The 20,917-nt window shown below is 67.7% G+C and carries 16 protein-coding genes; 9 read left to right on the forward strand and 7 right to left on the reverse strand.

From position 1 onward, the window contains the following. Positions 1 to 2: 2 nt before the first annotated feature. The 4 genes from NMB43_RS16180 to NMB43_RS16195 all read right to left on the reverse strand — a co-directional run bounded on the left by NMB43_RS16180 (position 3) and on the right by NMB43_RS16195 (position 7,704). Positions 3 to 410 carry a DUF2149 domain-containing protein gene (locus NMB43_RS16180; protein WP_494349194.1) on the reverse strand — a complete coding sequence of 136 codons (408 nt, stop codon included), beginning with the start codon at positions 408 to 410 and terminating at the stop codon, positions 3 to 5. Then, positions 407 to 904: a MotA/TolQ/ExbB proton channel family protein gene (locus tag NMB43_RS16185; RefSeq protein ID WP_494349195.1), complete on the reverse strand. Its 498-nt coding sequence runs from the start codon at positions 902 to 904 to the stop codon at positions 407 to 409. Before NMB43_RS16185 ends, NMB43_RS16180 begins: the two co-directional genes overlap by 4 nt. 316 nt (positions 905 to 1,220) lie before the next feature. Beyond that, complete coding sequence (gene cobN, locus NMB43_RS16190) at positions 1,221 to 5,237, reverse strand: cobaltochelatase subunit CobN (RefSeq protein WP_494349196.1); 4,017 nt, start codon at positions 5,235 to 5,237, stop codon at positions 1,221 to 1,223. Positions 5,238 to 5,382: 145 nt separating this feature from the next. Beyond that, a complete protein-coding gene (locus tag NMB43_RS16195; RefSeq protein WP_494349197.1) occupies positions 5,383 to 7,704 on the reverse strand; it encodes a TonB-dependent hemoglobin/transferrin/lactoferrin family receptor in 2,322 nt (773 codons plus the stop codon). 357 nt (positions 7,705 to 8,061) lie between these two features. On the opposite strand from NMB43_RS16195, the gene NMB43_RS16200 reads away from it, so the two are divergent. Together NMB43_RS16200 and NMB43_RS16205 are read left to right on the forward strand one after the other, a co-directional pair. Continuing rightward, complete coding sequence (locus NMB43_RS16200; protein ID WP_494349198.1) at positions 8,062 to 11,031, forward strand: L-glutamate gamma-semialdehyde dehydrogenase; 2,970 nt, start codon at positions 8,062 to 8,064, stop codon at positions 11,029 to 11,031. 321 nt (positions 11,032 to 11,352) lie between these two features. Further along, positions 11,353 to 12,624, forward strand: a complete 1,272-nt coding sequence (locus NMB43_RS16205; RefSeq protein WP_494349199.1) for a Glu/Leu/Phe/Val family dehydrogenase — start codon at positions 11,353 to 11,355, stop codon at positions 12,622 to 12,624. Between the two features lie 54 nt (positions 12,625 to 12,678). Here the strand turns inward: NMB43_RS16205 and NMB43_RS16210 are convergent, their stop codons facing one another. After that, complete coding sequence (locus NMB43_RS16210) at positions 12,679 to 12,807, reverse strand: hypothetical protein (RefSeq protein WP_494349200.1); 129 nt, start codon at positions 12,805 to 12,807, stop codon at positions 12,679 to 12,681. A 47-nt stretch (positions 12,808 to 12,854) separates the two neighbouring features. On the opposite strand from NMB43_RS16210, the gene NMB43_RS16215 reads away from it, so the two are divergent. Both NMB43_RS16215 and asd read left to right on the forward strand, forming a co-directional pair. Beyond that, positions 12,855 to 13,148 (forward strand): addiction module antidote protein, encoded by a 294-nt coding sequence (locus NMB43_RS16215; protein ID WP_494349201.1) that lies wholly within the window; start codon positions 12,855 to 12,857, stop codon positions 13,146 to 13,148. A 210-nt stretch (positions 13,149 to 13,358) separates the two neighbouring features. Then, positions 13,359 to 14,210 carry an archaetidylserine decarboxylase gene (asd, locus tag NMB43_RS16220; RefSeq protein WP_494349202.1) on the forward strand — a complete coding sequence of 284 codons (852 nt, stop codon included), beginning with the start codon at positions 13,359 to 13,361 and terminating at the stop codon, positions 14,208 to 14,210. A 16-nt stretch (positions 14,211 to 14,226) separates the two neighbouring features. Here the strand turns inward: asd and NMB43_RS16225 are convergent, their stop codons facing one another. After that, complete coding sequence (locus tag NMB43_RS16225) at positions 14,227 to 15,153, reverse strand: DedA family protein/thiosulfate sulfurtransferase GlpE (RefSeq protein WP_494349203.1); 927 nt, start codon at positions 15,151 to 15,153, stop codon at positions 14,227 to 14,229. 540 nt (positions 15,154 to 15,693) lie between these two features. Between NMB43_RS16225 and trxC the strand changes: the two genes are divergently transcribed. From trxC to NMB43_RS16245, 4 genes are all read left to right on the forward strand, one after another. Further along, entirely contained in the window at positions 15,694 to 16,119 is a 426-nt protein-coding gene (gene trxC / locus NMB43_RS16230; RefSeq protein ID WP_494349204.1) for a thioredoxin TrxC, read from the forward strand. A 38-nt stretch (positions 16,120 to 16,157) separates the two neighbouring features. Then, complete coding sequence (locus NMB43_RS16235; RefSeq protein WP_494349205.1) at positions 16,158 to 17,825, forward strand: FAD-dependent oxidoreductase; 1,668 nt, start codon at positions 16,158 to 16,160, stop codon at positions 17,823 to 17,825. Positions 17,826 to 18,107: 282 nt separating this feature from the next. Beyond that, the gene (locus NMB43_RS16240; RefSeq protein WP_494349206.1) at positions 18,108 to 18,695 is read left to right on the forward strand and encodes an EF-hand domain-containing protein; all 588 of its coding nucleotides are present in this window, start codon (positions 18,108 to 18,110) and stop codon (positions 18,693 to 18,695) included. Positions 18,696 to 18,779: 84 nt separating this feature from the next. Beyond that, complete coding sequence (locus NMB43_RS16245) at positions 18,780 to 19,982, forward strand: 4Fe-4S binding protein (protein ID WP_494349207.1); 1,203 nt, start codon at positions 18,780 to 18,782, stop codon at positions 19,980 to 19,982. Between the two features lie 53 nt (positions 19,983 to 20,035). On the opposite strand, the gene NMB43_RS16250 is transcribed toward NMB43_RS16245, so the two are convergent. After that, positions 20,036 to 20,179 (reverse strand): DUF3149 domain-containing protein, encoded by a 144-nt coding sequence (locus tag NMB43_RS16250; RefSeq protein ID WP_494349208.1) that lies wholly within the window; start codon positions 20,177 to 20,179, stop codon positions 20,036 to 20,038. Between the two features lie 366 nt (positions 20,180 to 20,545). On the opposite strand from NMB43_RS16250, the gene dksA reads away from it, so the two are divergent. Further along, positions 20,546 to 20,905, forward strand: a complete 360-nt coding sequence (gene dksA, locus NMB43_RS16255; protein WP_494352160.1) for an RNA polymerase-binding protein DksA — start codon at positions 20,546 to 20,548, stop codon at positions 20,903 to 20,905. Positions 20,906 to 20,917: the final 12 nt, after the last annotated feature.

Genomic DNA, 20,917 nt, shown 5'->3' on the forward strand with positions numbered 1-20,917 from the left:
GCTTACTCTCCTGTTTTCGTTTCGGGTGTCGTTTCGCTCTCTGGCACGTAGACCATCGAGCCGTCCTTCAGGCGGTAGGCCACGCCCGCCTTGGTGCCATCGCCGCTACCGATGCTGCCCTTGGCCTGGTAGCGGGTGATCTTCTGGCCTTCCTTCATGGTGATTTCCATGTCGGGCTGGCCGGGGTTCTTGATGACGGTGACGTTCTCGGCCGAGAAGGGGTTGGCCGGGCTCTGCGCCACGCTGATCAGCAGCGCGGCGATGATCACGAGGAACACGTCGATGAGGTTCACCACCGACAGGATCGGGTCGTCGCCCTCCTCCTCGTGCAGGAAGCTGCTGGCGCGGCGGCGCGGCTCGCGCAGTGCACTGGTCAGCGCCTCTTCGGTGGCCGTGTCGATGGCGTTCATACACGCCACTCCCGGCCGCCCAGCCACACCATTTCCTCGGCCAGCCAGCGACGGCGCACGCCGACGACGAGGAAGGTGATGGAGGCGGCGATCAGCGCGAGGATCACCGCCGAGAAGGCGATGGTCAGGCTCATGCCGACGTTGCCGAGGTTGCCGTCGGACAGCGAGCGCAAGGCAGGGCCCATCGGGATCATGGTGGCGACCAGGCCCAGCATCGGCGCCACGCGCGTAGCGATGCGCTCCTTCTCCAGCAGCTTGTGGGCCGCCACGTCCAGCGCGTCCGGATCGCTCAGCTTGTGCTGGCGGGCATGCGCGATCAGCGCGTAGCCACGCCCGCTCTCCGGCTGGTTGCGCACGCGCTGCAGGGCTTGCGTGAGGAAATGTCCGAGCGCCCAGAAGGCATACAGGAACAGGATGGCGATGAGGACCAGCACCGGCAGCAGGAAGAGCTGGCCGATGTCGTACATCATGGTTTCGATCGGGCTGGGTGTCATACGGAGACCTTGCTTGATGAAGTGGTGAAACGGGAAAACGGGAGGAGCGTCGTCATTCGATGCGTAGGGTGGGCTCGGTGAGCCCACGCGAGACCGTCGAGCAGCGCAGACGCGTGGGCACGCCGTGCCCACCCTACTGAGCGTGCGGGCCGTGCGTGGCGAAAACCAAAGACGCTGGGTCCCTGCCTACGCAGGGACGACGGCGAATGGGTGATGGCCTGCGCGACGAGCTCCGTCATTCCTGCGCAGAGCCTGCCCTCGACCTGATCGGGGGCAGGAATCCAGTGTCTTTGAATGACCATCGAATTCCTCGGGCTCATGCCGGCCTCCCGCCCGGTACGCCGAGCACCGCCCGCAACGCCCCGCCACCGAATGCCATGAGCATCAGGCAGGCGGCCAGCAGCCAGGCCAGCGAGGGCGGCGGCAGGCTGGGCGGTTCGACCTTCTCCAGCTTGATGCCTTGCACGACGGGCGGTGCGGCAGGCGGCTGGGCCTCCTGCGACTCGGCCGGGGCCGGCGCGGGGGCGGCCTGGGCGGCGCCCACCGGTGCGGCGGCCTGTATACCGAAGCCGCTGACGGCGGGCGCGGCGTGCTGCTCCATGTAGTCGCGGAAGGCGGCGTTGTCGCTGCGGATGTCGTAGCGGCGCGACAGCTCGCGGTAGCGCTGGGCAAGTTGCTTGAGGGTGGACTCGTCGGTCTGCCAGTAGTCCTTGCGCGCGGCTTCCAGCATGCGTTCGATCATCTGCGCCTGGGCTTGCGGCGCGTTCTGCTCGAACCACTTGTCCATGCCCAGCTTGTACTTGTCGCGCACGTAGACCTCGGCGAACTCCTGCCACTGGTCGTCGCGCACGATCTCGGGCGCGGTCGCCGTCCAGCCCCAGAAGTTGTTGATGGAGTCGAGCATGTTCAGCGCGCCGGAGTAGCCCTCGGCCTTCATGCCCTCGATCCAGCCGGGGTGGAAGTTGCGCGTGCGCAGCTCGCTGGCGAGGAAGCCGGCGGCCGTCTCGGTGCGCGTCGCGCGCGGATCGCGCAGATTGGAGATCAGCAGCTCCGGCGCCTTGCCGGTGAGATGGCGCACCGCCTGGCCGAGCCCGCCCAGGTACTGGAAGGGGTCGTCGGTGGTGAGCATGCCGTAGAGGTTGGAGCTGCGCGCCAGCATGGCCGCCTCCACGCCCTTGAGGTTCTCGGCGTAGAGGTTCACGCCGTCGAGCTTCTGCCCCCAGTCGCGCTCGTCCGGCCCGTAGGCGTACTGCATGCGCGACAGGTACAGGTTGGCGAGCTTGGCGTCGGCCTCCTTGCCCTTGGAGGCGAAACTGTCGGAGGCCAGCGTGGCCTCGTTGAGGCCGGTACCGTAGCCACCGGAGGCATTGGTGAAGATGCGCGTGTCGGCCCACGCGGCGAGCTTCGCTTCCGGCAGGCCACGCCCGGCCAGCGCGCGACGGATCGCTTGCGAGCTCTCGCGTACCGCGTTGTCCGGCTCCTGCTGCGCGGCGGCCAGCTTGACCGCCTCGGCCAGCCACTTCATGACATTCGGGAAGTGGTCGCGGTACAGGCCGGTGGCCGACAGCACCACGTCGACACGGGGGCGCTTCAGTTCGCTGGCCGGGATCAGTTCGATGCCATTGAGGCGCCCGCCCTGGTCCCACTTGGGCCGCACCCCCAGCGCCGCCATCGCCTGCGCTTCCAGCACGCCGGCGTGGCGCATGGTCTCCACGCTCCACAGCGAGTAGGCCAGCTTCTTCGGCGCCTTGCCGTGACGCTGGCGGTAGTCTGCGATCATCGCCTCGGTGGCGGCGAAGCCCGCTTCCCAGGCCTGCCTGGTCGGAATCTTGGAGGGGTCGAAGCCGTACAGGTTGCGCCCGGTCGGCAGCGACTCGGGGTTGCGCACCGGATCGCCGCCGGTGTTGGTGGGCAGGAACTCGCCATTGAGGCCAGCCAGCAGGCCGGTGATTTCCGGGCTGGCATCGAGGCTGGTCCACAGCGTCTTGGCGCGCAGCACATCGGCCCGCAGCGCGGCATCCTTGATCGCCTCGGGCGACTCGCCGGCTATGAGGAAGCGGCGCAGGAAGACGAAGGGCTTGCTGTCGGCGAGCTGTTTGTAGTCGTGCGAGAACAGCTCCTCGGGCTCCTGCGGATCGATGCGCTTATAAAAATCCATGCCCAGCATGGTCATCACGGTGTAGAGGCGCAGCTCATCGCCCTTGCTCTCACCGAAGCTGTGCAGGCCATAAGGCTGCAGTTGCGCGGCCAGCGCGTGCAGGTGGTCGTGCAGTTTGTTGAGCCAGTCGGCGAAGTTGGCCTCGGCCTGCGCGCGGCTGATGCCCATGTCCTCGAACAGGTGCAGCGCGGCGCCCTTCTTGAGCAGGTCGCGGCGCAGCACGTCCTTCACGCCACCTTCGTCCTGCTGCAGGTACTGGTGCAGCAGGTCGTGCATGGCGTTCAGCTCGGTGTGCAGGCCGGCCGGGCGGAAGCTGGGCGTCTGGTGGCTGACGATGGTGGCGCGCCCGCGGCGCTTGGCCTGGATCGCCTCGCCCACGTCGTCGACGATGTAGGGATAGACCACCGGGATATCGCCCAGCACCACGAAGGGCTGGTCGTCCACCGACAGGCCGCGTTCCTTGCCGGGCGTCCATTCCTGCGAACCGTGGGTGCCGTAGTGCACCAGCGCGTCGCGCTCGCTGCGCGCCCACAGGTAGGCGGCGAGGTAGAAGTGATTGGTCGACTCGCTGGTCGAGTGGTAGATCGCGGCCTCCTGGCTGTCCTTGCGTTCGCCGCGCGGCGGCACCGGCATCAGGGTGACGTTGCCGAGTTGCAGGCGCGGAATGACGAAACCGCGTTCGACACCGCGCGGGCCGTTGCGGGTGTAGGCCATCGCGCTTTTGTCCGGCGTGCCCCAGCGCGCCGTCACCTGCTCGCGCAGGCTCGCCGGCAAGCTGTCGAACCAGCGCTGGTAATCGGCCAGTGGCATCCAGGCGGCCAGACCCGCGTCCAGCAACAGCGGAAGCTGGCCGTCGCGGTAGAAGGGGGCGAGCAGGCGGCCCAGCTCCTGGGTCAGGAAGTCGGCGTCGCGCGCCTCGGTGCGGTAGCCGGCGGCCTGCATGGCAGCGAGGGTGTTGGCCAGGCTCTTGGGCAGGTTCATGAACGAGGCGGAGAGGTTCTTCTCGCCCGGCGGGTAGTTGTAGAACATCACCACCACGCGCTTTTCCGCGTTCGGTTTGTGGCGCAGGCTGGCGAGATTGATCGCCTTGCTGGCGATGCTGCGCAGTTGCGCCGGGATCGGTTCGACGCGACCCGTGCCCTTCTCCACCGCCGAGGCGATCATCGGGTCCATGCTGCCGGCGATCTCGCTCTGCACGAGATAGAAGGGCACGTCGATCAGGCGCATGCCCTGCGAGTCGGCCTGCCAGTCTGCCGTGTTGCCGCGGCGGTACGGGATGGCCTGCAGCACCGGGATACCCAGGCGCTCGAACTCGGCCTTGCGACCCGCCGCGTCGTACATGATCTGGCTGTTCACCAGCACGTCCGCCAAGGGTTTTTCACCCGGCTTTCCGCCCGGTGCGAGCATGCGCAGGAACGGGTCCTCGCTCATCATCGGCGTGTAGAAGGCCAGCGCGCGCGCGCCGCGTGCCTCGACCTCGGCGATCAGGCTGTCGACGAAGCCGCCATCCACGGCCGACACATAGGTCTGGTGGATGGCGATGGCCACCACCGGCTGGCCCGGCTTGCCGGAGACCGCCAGCGCCTCGTCCGGCCGAGTCGTCACGGTCTGCGCCAGGCGCGGGTGGTAGTAGGCCGCGACCGGCAGGGTCTGCGGCGCGGGGATGTCCTTGTCATCACGCAGGCGGAACTGCTGCGCCGCCAGGCTGCGCGCCAGGGCTTGCAGGTTCTGCCGGCCGCCCTGGGTGGCATAGGCGTGCAGGCGGGTGGCCAGCGCACGCTCGATGCCCTGCGCCTCGACGCGCTCACCATCGATCAGCAGGCGCGGCGTCTTGCGCTCGCTCCAGTTCGCACCGAGCTTGCCGAGCATGAATTCGAGCAGGCCGGGACGCGGGGTCTCGACGACCAGCAGATCGGCCTCGCGCGCAAAACGCGCCAGCGCGGCCTCGTCCAAGGACTCGATGTAGCGCGCGTCCAACTGGAAGCCGGCGCGCTGCGCCTGCTCGCGCAGCAGCTCGTACTTGCCGCCCGGTGCGGGTGCGGCAGCCAGCCAGGCCACGCGCGGCTGGGTCGGCACCTGCGCACGCGGCTGCGCGCAGAAGGCGATGGGCACCAGCAGGCACCACAGCAACAGGAAGACATGGCGCCGCACGCGACGCCAGGGGATGGGCTTCAAACGTATTCCTTCTACTTTGCTGAACCCCTCCCCTTCCCTCCCCTTGTCAGGGGAGGGCGATCGCAAGCCCCCTGGGCGTGCTCCTCCCCTGACAAGGGGAGGCTGGGAGGGGTTATTGGCTACACAATCACTTCGCGCAAAACGCTCAGAAGCTGTACTTCAACGAAGCCGAATACGTACGACCGGCCTGGGTGTAGAAGTCGGTGCCGGCTTCGGTGGCGGTCACGCCGGCCTGGCGCACGTCGGCCCACAACCAGTACTTGCGGTCGAGCAGGTTGTTGATGGCGAAGCTGGCTTGCAGGCCAGGCACGATCTGCCACCACAACTGGGTGTCGAACACCGCGTAGCCGCCCGGCTTGAAGTAGGTCTGGGTGGTTTCATCGACGCGCTCGACGCCCTTGGCGGCACGCATACGCAGCGCGGCACCCTTGTCCCGCTTGGCATCCACGGTCCAGGTGACACCCAAGCTGCCGGTCAGCGGGTTGACGCTGTTGAGCGGCTGGCTGGTTTCCTCGTTTTCGCCACGCGCCCAGGCCAGCGCGCCATCGAGCGTCCAGTGATGCGCGAACTGCCAGGCGCCGCGCAACTCGCTACCGTAGATGCGCACCTTGTTGAGGTTGCGGTACTGGTAGGTGGAGGCCAGACCGGACAGGCAGGACGGATCGCTCGGGCAGTTCAGGCGCACCTGCTCGATGAAGTCCTCGTAGCGGTTGTCATACACCGCGACGCTGCCGGACAGGCGCTCGTCGCGGTAGCGCCAGCCCAGCTCCCAGCCGGTGCTGGTCTCGGCCTTGAGGTCGGGGTTCGGGCTGCTGCCGTAGCTCTGCGCGGTGTTGCGGAAGCTGCCGTTCACCTCTTCGTAGTTCGGCGCGCGGAAGCCATTGACCCATTGCGCATAGACCGACTGCGTCTTGGCGTATTGCCACAGCGCCGACAGCTTGGGCGAGAGCTGTGACTCGCTCTTGCTGCTGGCCGGGCGCGTGGCGGCGGAGTCGAACAGCGGGTCCGATTCTGGCGAGAGCTTGTAACGGTCGAAGCGCAGGCCCGGCGTCACGACCACCGCACCATCGGCGAACTGGATGTCGTCCTGCAGGAACAGACCCATCAGCGTGGTGCTGCCGTTGGGGAAGTCATGCAGCGGGAACTGCTCGCCGGCGATGTTGTTCGACACCACGCCGGTCTGCAGCGTGGTGCGGGTGGCGGTGCGCGACTCGGCGCTCTCGGTCTTCACATAGTCCAGGCCCGCCATCAGCTTGTGGGCGTGCGAGCCGGCATCCAGCGTCTTCTCGCCCTGCAAGGTGTAGCCGGTGCTCTTCTGCTCGAAATTGAAGCCCAGTTGCACATTGCAGTCGAAAGTGCCGGCCGTGCTGGCCGAACAGGTGCTGGTGGTGCGCGAGCGGCGTTGCAGCGTATCGGTGAGGTTGCTGGACTCCTGGCGATAGAGCTGCGTGTACAGGCGGTCGAGGAAGGCGCCGGTCGACTTCCACTCGTAGTCGATGCTGTAGCGGTCGCGCTCGGTTTCCTCGGTGCCGCTGGAAGTCGTCACGCGCGGCAGCGAACTGGACAGGCGCAGCACGTCGACCTGGCTGTCGGTGTCGCGGTGCTCGGCGGTCAGGCGCACGCGGTGCCCGGCGGCCGGCGTGATCACCAGCTTGGCCAGCCAGGCGCGGCTGTCGTTGTCCTGCGGATTGGGTTCGGTGCGCGACAGCGAGGTGCTGCCGTCCGTCCCCATGTTCTTCATCTCGCTGGAGCTGCGCGTGGCGTACTTGATGAGGCCCTGCACCGTCTCACCGCCAGCCGCGAACGAAGCCGTGTTGAGCCAGCCGTTGTCCACGCCGTTCCAGGCCGTGCCGATGTCGCCACCGAGCTGGCGGCCTTGCAGGATGTCCTGCGGATCGACCGTGAGGTAGGACACCACGCCACCGATGGCATCCGAGCCATAGAGGCTGGAGGCCGGGCCGCGCAGCACCTCGACACGCTTGAGGAAGCTGAATTCGGGCGCGTCGCGCGTCGCAGTGGAGATGTTGGACGGGCCGCCACGGCTGTAGAAATCCGGCAGGCGCACGCCGTCGACCTGCTGCAGCACACGGTTATCTTCGATGCCACGGATGTTGATCGACACGGAACCGTAACGGCGGCGGTCGCGCAGCACCGCCATGTCCGGCTCGTCGGCGAACAGCGCCGACTCATCCGCCGGCAGCTTGTGCGCGATGGCTTTGTCGTCGATGGCGGTCACCGTGGCCGGCACCTCGTCGGCCGACTGCTCCTGGCGCGAGGCTGACACCACCGTGGCCGGCAGCACCTGCGGCACGCCCGACCGGACCTGCGCGATCAGTTGTGGTTCCTGCGCCTGCTGCGCTTGCGCAGCACCGGCAAACAGCGCGGCGACGAGCCACGCGCAAGGCTTGAGGGAATGACGAGAACGAAGAGCGCGCGCGCCCGGCGCGGCCATGCAACGAGTATTCATGCAACTTCCTGAATGGTTCGCTGGCTGGCGCGCGGCTGGCTCGCGGGATTGAGAGACAGGCGGTGCGTGCTGCCCGAGCCCCACGCCCTGGCGGTGAAGGAACGCTGCCCCCCGGCCGATTCCCCCACACACGCACCGCACGCCATGGAGGACCTGACTCGATGGCGTGAGCGAATACTAACTGAGAATTGTTCTCGTTTGCAACAAAAAGAAGGACTGAGGATCAGCATGCGCCGGCTCGGCCGGCGGAAATATGCACTCAGCACTCAGTCCTCGTTACTCAGTCCTGCATTGCTCATGACCTGGCCCCCGCCCGGCATCTGATCCAAGATGAATCTAGTGTGTCCGGAGTCCCGCATGCGCCTGCCCAGCCCTTACCGTGACGAGACCGAGATCGCCAGCCGTTGCCTGGACCGAGTGATCACCCGCCTTGACTGGCCCGCCGTGGTATCGGTGGGGCGCCCCTGGATCGAGCGGGTGCGCGCCCATCCGCCCGCCTACTGGGCGCTGGAGCGCCTGCTGCACGAGTACCCGATCAGCAGCGCCGAGGGTCTGGCCCTGATGCGGCTGGCGGAAGCCTTGCTGCGCGTGCCCGACAGCGAGACTGCCATCGCGCTGACGGCCGACCAGCTCGGCCGGGCGGACTTCGCCCAGGCGGGTGACTCCCTGCTCACCCGCCTCTCCGGCACCGCGCTGGACGTGTCGCGGCGCATCCTGCAGGAAGAACGCGAGGGCGCCGGCCTGCTGAGCCGGCTTGGCGCCCAGGCGGTGGTGGCGGCCACGTTGCGCGCGCTGCAGTTGCTGGGCCAGCAGTTCGTGCTGGCCGAAGACATGACCCACGCGCTGGACCGCGCGCAGTCCGCGCGCCGTCAGCACCCGGCCACTTTGTATTCCTTCGACATGCTGGGCGAAGCCGCACGCAGCGAGGAGGATGCGCTGCGCTACCTGGCCGCCTATCACGACGCCATCGCGCGCATCGCCGCCAGCCTGCCCGCCGATGCCAGCCCGCACGCGCCACGCACGCGGGACGGCATCTCGATCAAGCTGTCCGCCCTGCACCCACGCTACGAATGGGCCCAGGCCACGCGCGTCACCGCCGAGCTGCTGCCGCGCGCCTGGGAACTGGTCGAGGCCGCCGCCCGCGCCAACCTCAACCTCACGCTGGACGCCGAAGAGGTCGAGCGCCTGGAGCTGTCGCTGGACCTGTTCGAAGCCCTGGCGCGCCGCGTCGCCGCCAGCTTTCCGCACTGGCAAGGCCTGGGGCTTGCCTTGCAGGCCTACCAGACGCGCGCGCTGGACCTCGTTGACGAAGTGGCCGCCATCGGCCGCCGCCATCAGCTGCGCTTCATGTGCCGCCTGGTCAAGGGCGCCTACTGGGATGCCGAGGTGAAGCGCGCGCAGGAGCTGGGGCTGCCCCACTACCCGGTGTTCACCCACAAGTCGCACACCGACCTGTCCTGGCTGGCCTGCGCCGCCGCCATGCTGGACGCAGGCGACGTGATCTACCCGCAGTTTGCCAGTCACAACGCGGCCAGCCTGGCCGCCGCACTGCAGATGGCCCGCCGCGCCGGCCTCGCCTGCGAGCTGCAACGCCTGCACGGCATGGGCGAAGCCCTGGTCCGCGAAGTGCTGGCCGACAGCCCGGTGCCGATCCGCATCTACGCGCCAGTGGGGCGTTTCCGCGATCTGCTGGCCTACCTCGTGCGTCGCCTGCTGGAGAACGGGGCCAACTCTTCCTTTGTGCACCAGATCGCCGATCCGGCGATCAAACCCGAGGCCTTGCTGGTCTCACCGCTGCGCGTGGCGCGACGCAGCGGCTTCGTGCTGCCGCCCCTCCGCTACGGCGAACTGCGCCTCAATGCCCCCGGGCTGGACCTCGCGGTCGCCGACGAGCGACTGCGCCTGCAACAGGCCTGGTCCCACCGGCGAGCCCTACCTGCCCCGGCCGACACGCCGCAGGAAATCGTCCCCGAGATCATGCAGGCGGCTGCGCAGGCCTGGCCCGCCTGGGCGGCCTGGCCGGTGACGCGGCGCGCCGGCTGCCTGCGGCTGGCCGCCGATGCGCTGGCCGAGCGCCTGCCGGAATTCTGCGCCCAGCTCGTCGCCGAGGGCCGCAAGACCTGGCCCGACGCGCTGGCCGAGGTACGCGAGGCGATCGACTTCCTGCGCTATTACGCGCAACAGGCGGAGACCACGCTCGCCCCGCAACGCCTGCCCGGCCCCACCGGCGAACGCAACCTGCTGCAACTGCGCGGGCGCGGCGTATGGGTGTGCATCAGCCCGTGGAACTTCCCGCTCGCCATCTTCATCGGCCAGGTCGCCGCCGCCCTGGTCAGCGGCAACGCGGTGATCGCCAAGCCGGCCGAGCAGACGCCGGCCATCGCGGCCCAGGCGGTCGCCCTGCTCCATGCCGCCGGCATTCCCGCCGAGGTGCTGCAACTCGTCTGCGGCGCGGGCGAGACGGTCGGCGCCGCGCTGGTCGCGCAGCCGCAGGTGGCCGGCGTGGCCTTCACCGGCTCCACTGCCGTCGCTCGCCACATCCAGCGCGCGCTGGCCGAAAAGGATGGCCCGCTGGTGCCCCTGATCGCCGAGACCGGTGGCCTCAACGCGATGATCGTGGACTCCACCGCCCTGCCCGAGCAGGTGGTCGACGCGGTCATCGCCAGCGCCTTCCGCTCTGCCGGGCAACGCTGCTCCGCGCTGCGCCTGCTGTGCCTGCAGGAAGAGATCGCCGCCCCCTTCATCACCCTGCTGCAGGGCGCGGTAGCCGAGCTGCAGGCAGGTGAGCCCTGGGATTTCGCCAGCGACGTGCCGCCCCTGATCGACGCCGATGCCGCGCGTGCGATCCGCGCCCACATCGTGCGGCTCAAGGGCGAGGCCCAGGAAATCCCGCTCTCGCCGCGCATGCGCTCGGATCACCCGGACCTCGTCGCGCCGCACCTGTTCGAGATCGCCGCGCCGGATGTCATGCGCGAGGAGGTGTTCGGCCCGGTGCTGCACCTCGTCCGCTGGCGCGGCGACCCGCTGGCCCTGGTGGCGCAGATCAACCGCCTCGGCTACGGCCTCACGCTGGGCGTGCAGACGCGCATCGAAGGTCGCGCCGAAGCCATCGCGGCGGCTGCGCGTGTCGGCAACGTGTATGTCAATCGCAACATGATCGGCGCGGTGGTCGGCGTGCAGCCCTTCGGCGGCGAGGGCCTCTCCGGCACCGGCCCCAAGGCCGGCGGCCCGCACTACCTGGCGCGCTTCTGCAGCGAGCAGACGCTGAGCATCAACACCGCCGCCGCGGGTGGCAACGCGAGCCTGCTGGGTGGGGAGGAGGCGTGAATGCCTATTCACAAGCGCTGTTGTCATGCGAAGGCAACACACAAACCCCTCCCGACCTCCACTCTCGCCCCTGCATGGGCTCGCGGCTGCATGGGCGGAGTGCAATGCACTCCGAATTCCCCACTTCGCCCCCTTGTCAGGGGAGGAGCACTGCCATCGGGCCCTGGCGACCTCCCTCCCCTGACAAGGGGAGGGCTGGGGAGGGGTTTTCATAACGAAACGGATCGTGACGCCCTGGCAAGCACTGCCCCACCCCTCGCCTGAACCACGCCCCGCCCGCCACAGTCAGAAGAGAACTGGCCCACACAGGAGACACACATCATGCAAGCCCTGTCCTACGTCACACCGCAAGCCGACAGCCCCTGGGGCACCTTCCTGTCGCAAATCGACGACGTGGTGCCCTACCTCGGCCGCCTGTCGCGCTGGGCCGAGACCCTGCGCCACCCCAAGCGCTGCCTGATCGTGGACATCCCGATCGAGCTGGACAACGGCATGGTCGCCCACTTCGAGGGCTACCGCGTGCAGCACAACCTGTCGCGCGGCCCGGGCAAGGGCGGCGTGCGCTTCCACCCGGGCGTCACGCTGGAAGAAGTGATGGCGCTGGCCGGGTGGATGACGATCAAGAACGCCGCGGTCAACCTGCCCTACGGCGGCGCCAAGGGCGGCATCCGGATCGACCCGAAACTCCTGTCGACCAAGGAGCTGGAGCGCGTGACCCGCCGCTACACCAGCGAGATCGGGCTGATCATCGGCCCGGAAAAGGACATCCCGGCGCCCGACGTCAACACCAACGGCCAGATCATGGCCTGGATGATGGACACCTACTCCATGAACACCGGCGCCACCGCGACCGGCGTGGTCACCGGCAAGCCCATCCCCCTCGGCGGCTCGCTGGGCCGCGTCAACGCCACCGGGCGCGGCGTGTTCGTAGTGGGACGCGAGGTCGCCACCCGCCTGCGTCTGCCCCTGGCCGGCGCCCGCGTGCTGGTGCAGGGCTTCGGCAATGTCGGCTCGGTGGCCGCGCGCATGTTCCACGAGGCCGGTGCCAAGGTGCTCGCGGTGCAGGATCACAGCGGCACGCTCTTCAATGCACATGGCATCGACATCCCCAGGCTGGAAGAACATGCGCACACGCACGGCGCCATCGCCGGCTTCACCGAGGCCGAGGCAATGAGCGACGAGGAATTCTGGCTGCAGCCCTGCGAGATCCTGATCCCGGCCGCGCTGGAAGGGCAGATCACGCGCGCACGCGCCGAACGCCTCGACACCCGCATCGTCATCGAAGCCGCCAACGGCCCGACCACGCCGGCCGCCGACGAACTGCTCAACGAACGCGGCATCACCGTCGTACCCGACGTCATCGCCAACGCGGGCGGCGTGACCGTCTCCTACTTCGAATGGGTGCAGGACTTCTCCAGCTTCTTCTGGAGCGAGGACGAAATCAACGAACGCCTGGACCGCATCATGCTTGGCGCGCTCGACAACATCTGGCGCACCCATGAAGAGCACGACATCCCGCTGCGCACCGCAGCCTACGTCGTGGCCTGCACGCGCGTGCTCAATGCGCGGGAGGAGCGGGGGCTGTATCCCTGACTTGTCGTAGCGTATCCGATTGGATACATTGCAGGAATGAACACCTTCCTGCGTTCAGATGCGTTCGACACCTGGTTGAAGTCCTTGCGCGACAAGATTGCCCTGGCCCGCATCCTCCACCGCATCCGCTCTGCTGAGCACGGCAACTTCGGAGACTGCGAACCCGTCGGCGAAGGTCGACATCAAGCGCGCCATCGAAATGGCGCGCGCCCTGGACGAGGAGTAATGCCATGGCCAAACAGAATTACGCGGCTTTCGATGCCGCCGACTATCTCAGCGACGACGAGAGCATTGCCGAATACCTGAGCGTGGCGCTTGAAGACCCCAACCCGGACGTGTTCCTAAGCGCCATCCGCGACGTTGCGCGTGCGCGCGGCATGACCCAGCTTGCCAAGGACGCAGGGCTCGGCCGCGAGAGTCTCTACAAGGCACTCACCCCTGGCGCCAAGCCGCGCTATGACACGGTGCTCAAGTTGTTGCATGCGCTGGGGGTGAAGTTGGCGGCCACGCCAGCGCAGCTCTGAGCCCTGCGCCCGACATCCGTTCCCGCTCACTCCAAAGACACTGGATTCCTGCCTTCGCAGGAATGACGAAAGCCGGGCGCGGCCCCTCGCCAGCGTCGTCCCTGCGAAGGCAGGGACCCAGTGACTTTGAAGCCCCTCTTGCCGGCAGGGAAATGTCGGGGCCCCTGCACCGTTACAATGCCTCCCTCGCCTCACCCCCAAGGAAGCCCCGTGTCCGACCGCCTCAAAGTCCTGCCCCAGTACCTGCTGCCCAAACAACTGCTGACCACGCTCGCCGGCAAGGCTGCGTCGGCCCAGGGCGGCGCGCTGACCACCTCGGTGATCCGCTGGTTCGTGGGGCGCTACGGGGTGGACATGAACGAAGCGGCGCAGCCGGACATCGCGGCCTACCCCACGTTCAATGAGTTCTTCACGCGCGCGCTGAAGCCCGGCGCGCGCCCCTTCGCCGAGGCCGACCTGCTGTGCCCGGTGGATGGTGCGATCAGCCAGTTCGGCCCGATCGAAGCGGACCAGATCTTCCAGGCCAAGGGCCACAAGTACTCCACGACCGCGATGGTGGGCGGCGACGAGAAGCTGGCCGCGCAGTTCCGCGACGGTTACTTCGCCACGCTGTACCTGAGCCCGCGCGACTACCACCGCATCCACATGCCCTGCGCCGGACGCCTGCTGCGCATGATCCATGTGCCGGGCGCGCTGTTCTCGGTGAACCCGACCACCGCACGCGGCGTGCCAGGCCTGTTCGCGCGCAACGAGCGCGTGGTGTGCGTGTTCGACACCGAGTTCGGCCCGCTTGCGATGGCCCTGGTCGGCGCCACCATCGTCGGCAGCATGGCGACGACATGGCATGGCGTGGTGAACCCGCCGCGCCCCGGCACGCTACGCGAATGGCATTACGAAGGGCAGGACATCCGGCTCGCCAAGGGCGAGGAAATGGGCCGCTTCCTGCTCGGTTCCACCGTGGTATTGCTGCTGCCGAAACAGGCCCTGGCCTTCAACCCGGCCTGGCAGCCCGGCGGCGCGATCCGCATGGGTGAGGCCATGGCCTCGCGCCCTGCGGGCTGAACCCGGCCAGCTTCGTTCAGGAGCCGGCGCCGACGCGCCGGTACCACGCATCCAGCCCGCCGCTCAGCGCGCGCACCCGCTTGAAACCATGGCGCTTGATGCGGCGCGTGGCCAGCGCCGCCGAGGCCTCGTTGGGGCAGTTGCAGTAGAAGACGATCTCGCGCTCCGGCGGCAGATGCGCCAACAGGCTCTCCACCTGCTCCAGCTCGGCCTCCAGCGCGCCGGGGATGCGCCGCGGATCACCTTCGCGCGCCACCGTCGAGCGCACATCCACGATGACCGGAGCCTGACCGCTATCGACCAGCGCCTGCAACTCCTCCACCCCGATGCGGTGCGCACGCGAGAAGCTCAGCAGGCGCTGCCGTTCGACCCAGCGCCAGGCCACGTAGAGTGCCAGCAAGGCCAGCAACACCACCACCGCCACGCCGCCGATCTCGGCCAGCGCCCGCAGCACCGCCTCCACCTGGCGCGCGAACAGCACGCCGCCGCCGATGGCCGTGCCGGCCCACAGACTGGTACCGAGTGAATCGAACAGCACGAAGCGGTAGGCCGGCAAGCCCATCGAGCCGGCCAGCGGCGAAGCTACGGCCGACAGGCCAGGCACGAAGCGGGCGACCAACAGTGACACCAGGCCCCAGCGCGCGAACACGTTCTCGGTGCGGCGCACGCAGGCATCCGGCGACAAGGAGATGCGACACATCAGGCCCAGCACACGCGTACCGAAACGCCGCCCGGCCATGAACCACAGGAAATTGGCGATGCCCGAAGCCAGCACCGCCAGGATCAGCACACTCCAGCCATTGAGCCGCCCATCCGCCGCCAGCGCGCCGGCCACCACCATGGTCGGCACCGCCGGCACCGGCACGCCCAACTGCTCCACCAGCACGTTGAGGAAGACGAGCAGGGGGCCATGCTGGTCAAAGAGGTCGATGAGCTGTTGCATGCGGATGTCTCATGGGCAGGATGTCGCTTCAGCCTGAACGCTGCCGAAGAAAGGCGCGGCGCAAGGCGACAGGGTCCTGGGCGCACCGAGGCGGACAATACAAGGAGTACGACAGGAATGGGGCCACGCCAGCATCCTTGCGGACGGGCGTGTGCACCGCGGCGTCCCCTTCCGTCGCAGATGGGGCCGCTCAGTCGCCGCGCAAGGCCGGCAAACGGCGGAACAGGGTGCGCTCGCGGAACCCGGCTGCTCGGCCAGCGCCTTGCGCGATCCGCGGTACTGCGCCAGGGCCCGGTGCAGGGCTTCATCGTCGAGTTCATCCGGCGACACGCTCCAGGAGATTGCGCAGCGCAGGCATACCCATGTGGAGGCCCCCAGTGCCTGCCTTGCGGCTCGCTGCGCGCTCGGACGCAGCCCCCGGGACGATCACGCGGTTTGATCAGCCCTATCCCGGTGACGGATGAGTCGCCAGACCGAGGCTTGAAATTAATTCTCTACATAACTATATAATTAAATAGCCTCAAAACATCCCTGGACGCCATGAACATCCCCTGCCCGCACTGCCTGACCCTCAACCGCGTACCGGACGAGCGCCTTACGGAGGGCCCCGTCTGCGGCGCCTGCAAACAGGCGCTGCTCTCCACCGAACCACTGACTCTGACGGCCGACAACTTCGATGTCCTGACCGAGCGCAGCGAGCTGCCGATCGTCGTCGACTTCTGGGCGCCCTGGTGCGGCCCCTGCCGCGCAATGGCACCGATGTTCGCCGACGCCGCACAGCAACTGCGCGGGCAGGCCATCCTGGCCAAGCTCGATACCGAGGCTTACCCGCTGATCGCCGCGCGCTTCGGTATCCGCAGCATCCCCACGCTGGCCATCTTCCGCCAGGGCAGGGAGATCGCCCGCGAGATGGGCGCGCGCCCGGCCGCCGAGATCGTGCGCTGGGTGCGCAGCCTTCAAGCCTGAATCCCACCGCATCCCCTCAGTTCAGCCCGGAGTTCCTGATGAGCAATCCGCGAAAGATCCTCGTCATCGGTGGCGTCGCCGCCGGTGCCTCCTGCGCCGCCCGCGCACGCCGCCTCGACGAGCAGGCCGAGATCGTGATGATCGAACGCGGCCCCGACGTCTCCTTCGCCAACTGCGGCCTGCCCTACTTCGTGGGCGGCGAGATCAGTGATCGCAGCGTGCTGGCGGTGCAGACGCCCGCCAGCCTCAAGGGCCTGCTGAACCTGGATGTGCGCACCGGCTGCGAAGCCCTGCAGATCGACCGCGCCAACAAGCGGGTGGAAGTGCGTTACCTGGCGGACGGCCACCATGAGTGGCTCAGCTACGACAAGCTGATGCTGGCGCCGGGGGCCTCGCCGCTACGCCCGCCACTGCCCGGCATGGATGACAATCGCATTCTGACCCTGCGCAACCTGCAGGATATGGACGCCATCGTCGCCGCCACTGCCGAGGGGCAGCGCGCGGTCGTGATCGGCGCCGGGTTCATCGGTATCGAGATGAGCGAGCAACTGCGCCACAAGGGCCTCAAGGTCGAGCTGGTGGAGCTGCAGCCACAGATCTTCCCGCAGCTCGACGCGCCGATGACCGCGCTGCTGGAATCCGAGCTGCGCCAGCACGACATCGGCATCACGCTGGGCGATGCGGTGGAGCGCTTCGAGTCGCTCGGCGAGACGCTGCGCTGCCACCTGAAGTCCGGCCGAACCCTGGATGCCGACCTGGTGATCCTGTCCATCGGCGTGCGCCCGGACACCCGGATCGCCGCCATGGCCGGCCTGGCGCTGGGCCCGCGCGGGCATATCGTGGTCGATGCCCACATGCGCACATCCGACCCCGACATCTACGCCGCGGGCGACGCCGTGCTGACGCAGGATCGCGTGATCCCCAGCCCGGTCAACGTGCCCATGGGCGGGCCAGCCAATCGCCAGGGCCGCGTGGCCGCAGACCACATGATCCTGGGCGAGCACGCCCGCCCCTACCCCGGCTCATTGGGCACCGCCATCGTGCGCGGCTTCGCGGTTGCAGCCGGCATCACCGGCTGGAGCGAGAAACGTCTGCAGGCTGCCGGCAAACCCTTTGAGACCGTCACCGTCAATGACCAGCACCATGCCGGTTACTACCCCGGCGCCAAGCCGCTGACCCTGAAGATCCTGTGGGAACCGGACACGGGCCGCCTGCTGGGCGCCCAGGCCACCGGTTACGAAGGCATAGACAAGCGGTTGGACGTGCTGGCCACTGCCATCCTGGGTGGCATGACGATCGACGACCTGTGCCACCTGGAACTGGCTTACGCCCCGCCCTTCGGCGCCGCCAAGGACGCCATCAACCTCGCCGGCTTCGCCGCCTGCAACCGTCGCGACGGGCTGGTACGCCACCTCACCCGCCTGCCCGACGATCCTCAGGTGCAGATCGTGGATGTGCGCCCGAAACCGCTGGCCGAGGCTTACCCCGCTCCGGGCAAGGTCATCAACATTCCCTTCCCGACGCTGCGCGCCAACCTCGACAAGCTCGACCCGACACGGCCGGTGGTGACGGTCTGCGCCTACGGCAAGATGAGCTACTTCGCAGCCCGCGTACTGGTGCAGCACGGCTTCGATGTGCAGAGCTTCTCCGGCGGCATCAAGGCCAACCTCGACCCGCGCACACCGGCCAGGATGCCCACCGCCTGATCCCCCATACGCCCACTCCGACCGCAGCTCCGCTGGGCGGCCCATTTACAAAGGCATACACATCCTCGTGAGGTAGACACAGCTTCTCACCCGATCTGACCAATACTGGAACCACACACCTCCGGACAGCCCCGCCGGAGGCCGCAGACAGAAAGAGCCGACGGCACGACCCGCCGGCCTCCTCCGACAGAGCGACAGGCGCCACCCGCATCGACGATGCCGTGGCCTTCCGCAGGCAATGCGCCACGGACACCTCGTCCGCCGACGCGAACGGAGGACATCATGAAAACCCGCACACTCGCCATCCTGGCCGGCACCGCGCTCGCCGCCAGCCTCGTCACCAGCCTGACCCTCGCCCAGGGCGGCCCGGGCTATGGCCGCATGCAAGGCGGCATGGCCCAGCCGCAAGGACGCATCGTGCAGAACTTCCAACTCGCCGATACCGACAAGGATGGCTTCCTGTCGCGCAGCGAGGCCGAGAAGTCCCTGCCGCAAATGGCCCTGCGCTTCAATGCCCTGGACCTCAACCAGGACGACAAGATCTCGGCGGAAGAACTGCAGGCCATGCGCGCCACCGCCCAGGGCGCCATGCGGCCAACCCAGTCCGGCCCTGGCATGGGCCCCGGCATGGGACGTGGTCGAATGCAGATGACAGGCGGCCGTGGGATGGGAGCGGGAATGGGCGCCGGAATGGGAGCTGGTATGGGCTGCACCCAGGCTGATGCCGATCACGACGGCTTCGTCAGTCGCGACGAAGCACTCCATATGGGGCCGCGCCTGCAACAAGGTTTCGATGGCCTCGACGGTGACCATGACGGCAAGCTGTCCGCGCAGGAACTGCAGGCCCATTGTCCGGCCCTGAAGCTCTGACCATGCGCTGCGCGCGCCTCTCCCACCCATAGAGAGGCGCGCGGCTTTCTACTTATCTGGAAGCACAGGCCAAGGAGACAGGCCATGAGCAAGAACACATCCCGCGTGCCGCAACTGCGCCTGCTGGTACAACTGGGCTTCCTGGCCTTCGTCAGCACCGCCGCCATCCGCCACCAGGTGCTGGGCGGCGGCCCCAAGGGCGAAGCGCCGATCGACGCCTTCTGCCCCTTCGGTGGGCTGGAAGCCCTGTACCGCTTCGCTGCCGATGGGGGCTTCCTGCAACGCCTGTACTACTCCGACCTCGTGCTGCTGGTGGGCGTCATCGTGCTGGCCCTGGTGGTCGGGCGCTATTTCTGTGGCTGGATCTGTGCCCTCGGCACGCTGCAGGAACTGGCACGCAAGCTGGGTCAGCGCCTGTTCCGCAAACGCAGCTTCAACGTACCCCCGGCCATCGACAAGCCACTGCGCTATCTGAAGTACGTCGTGCTGTTCGGCAGCCTGTACCTGACCTGGAAAACCGCGACCCTGGTGGTCCGCCCCTACGACCCTTGGGCGGCCTATGCGCACCTGCCAGCCGGGCTTAGCGAGGTGTGGGCCGAGTTTGCGGTCGGCTTCGCGATCCTCGTGCTGAGCCTGCTCGGCTCGGTGTTCTATGACCGCGTGTTCTGCAAGTACCTGTGCCCGCTGGGCGCCTTCTTGGGGCTGACCACAAAACTCGGCGCGTTTCGCATCCGACGCGACACCAGTGCCTGCATCAACTGCACGCTGTGCGAACAGAAATGTCCGGTGAACATCCCGCTGATGCGTCAGGAAGTGATCCACTCCGCCGAGTGCATCGCCTGCCTCTCCTGCACCACCACCTGCCCCTCCGGCAAACGTGGCACCGAGCATGAAGGCAAGACCTTCCTGCACAACAGCGTGGCGCGCGCGCAGGCCAGCCCGCTGACCGTGGGCCTGCTCGGCCTGGCGCTGTTCTTCGGCGTGATCGGCACGGCCAAGCTCACCGGCTACTGGCAGACCATGCCGGCCACGCTGACCGAGGCTGTGAGCCAGGGCGGCGTGCTGGACCCCGCCGGCATCAAGGGCTTCATGACGCTACGCGAAGTGGCAGACACCTTCGGGCTACCGCTCGATGCCTTGTACGCCGAACTGAAGCTAGACCCGGCACGCGTACCCCCCGGCACCAAGTGCAAGGAAATCCGCGCCCTGATCGGTGCCACCGAGGAAAGCTTCGACACCCAGACCGTCAGGGATGCGGTCGCGCGACTGAAAGCTCCCGCGCACTGAAAAAAAGCCCGCCAACCGGCGGGCTTCTGCTTGGCACGGCGGGCCCGGTGAGCTTAGTGGTGGCTCATCCGCTGTTCTTCCTCGCGCATGTTCTTGCGCACGAAGTGCCAGATGAAGCCGCCCATCCCGATCACGAACAAGATCGTGAACAGACTCAACAGGCCAATATCGGTACCGAACAGCATTTCGAGCGGCATGAGGTTTCTCCCGGAATAGTGGCGGCGAGCCAAGCATCCTTCAGCGGATGCAGCAAGCATTCTTGCCAGCCCGGGGTGAAGACTTCTTGATGCTGCTCAGACGGCTCTGTCCGGCAAGGGTTTCCCCCAGCCAGAACGGGCGAGGACAGCAACACCCAAGCAACACTACGCGCGCAAAATGCCCGCCCGGTGACGGCGGAATAGCACGAGCCGCCCCAAGCAGCGTATCGTGACAGCCACACCGCACACGCGGCGCATTCCGGCGCCGCGGTGCAGCCAGGAGACAAGACCGTGAAAAAGCAAGAAAACGGCGCCAATGCGCCCCTCACGGAAGCAGAATTGCTTGCCGCCCCTGACGACGACTACATGTCGCCGCGTCAGTTGGCCTTCTTCCGCGCCCGCCTCGTCAACGAGCGCGACGTGTTGCTCGCTGCCGCGAAGAACACCACCGACGAACTGCAGAACGACACCGCCACCGCCGACCCCAACGACCGCGCCTCGCAGGAGGAAGACCATACGATCGAGCTGCGCGTGCGTGACCGCGAACGCAAGATGCTGCACAAGATCGACGAGGCCATTGCGCGCATCGACGAGGGCGAATACGGCTGGTGCAAGGACACCGGCGAGCCGATCGGCATCGCCCGCCTGCTGGCCAGGCCGACCGCCACCTACTGCGTAGAGGCGCAGGAGCGCCACGAGCAGCGACGCAAGATGCAAGGCGGTTGAGGGCCGCCCGCA

It is taken from the genome of Uliginosibacterium sangjuense, assembly GCF_059132465.1.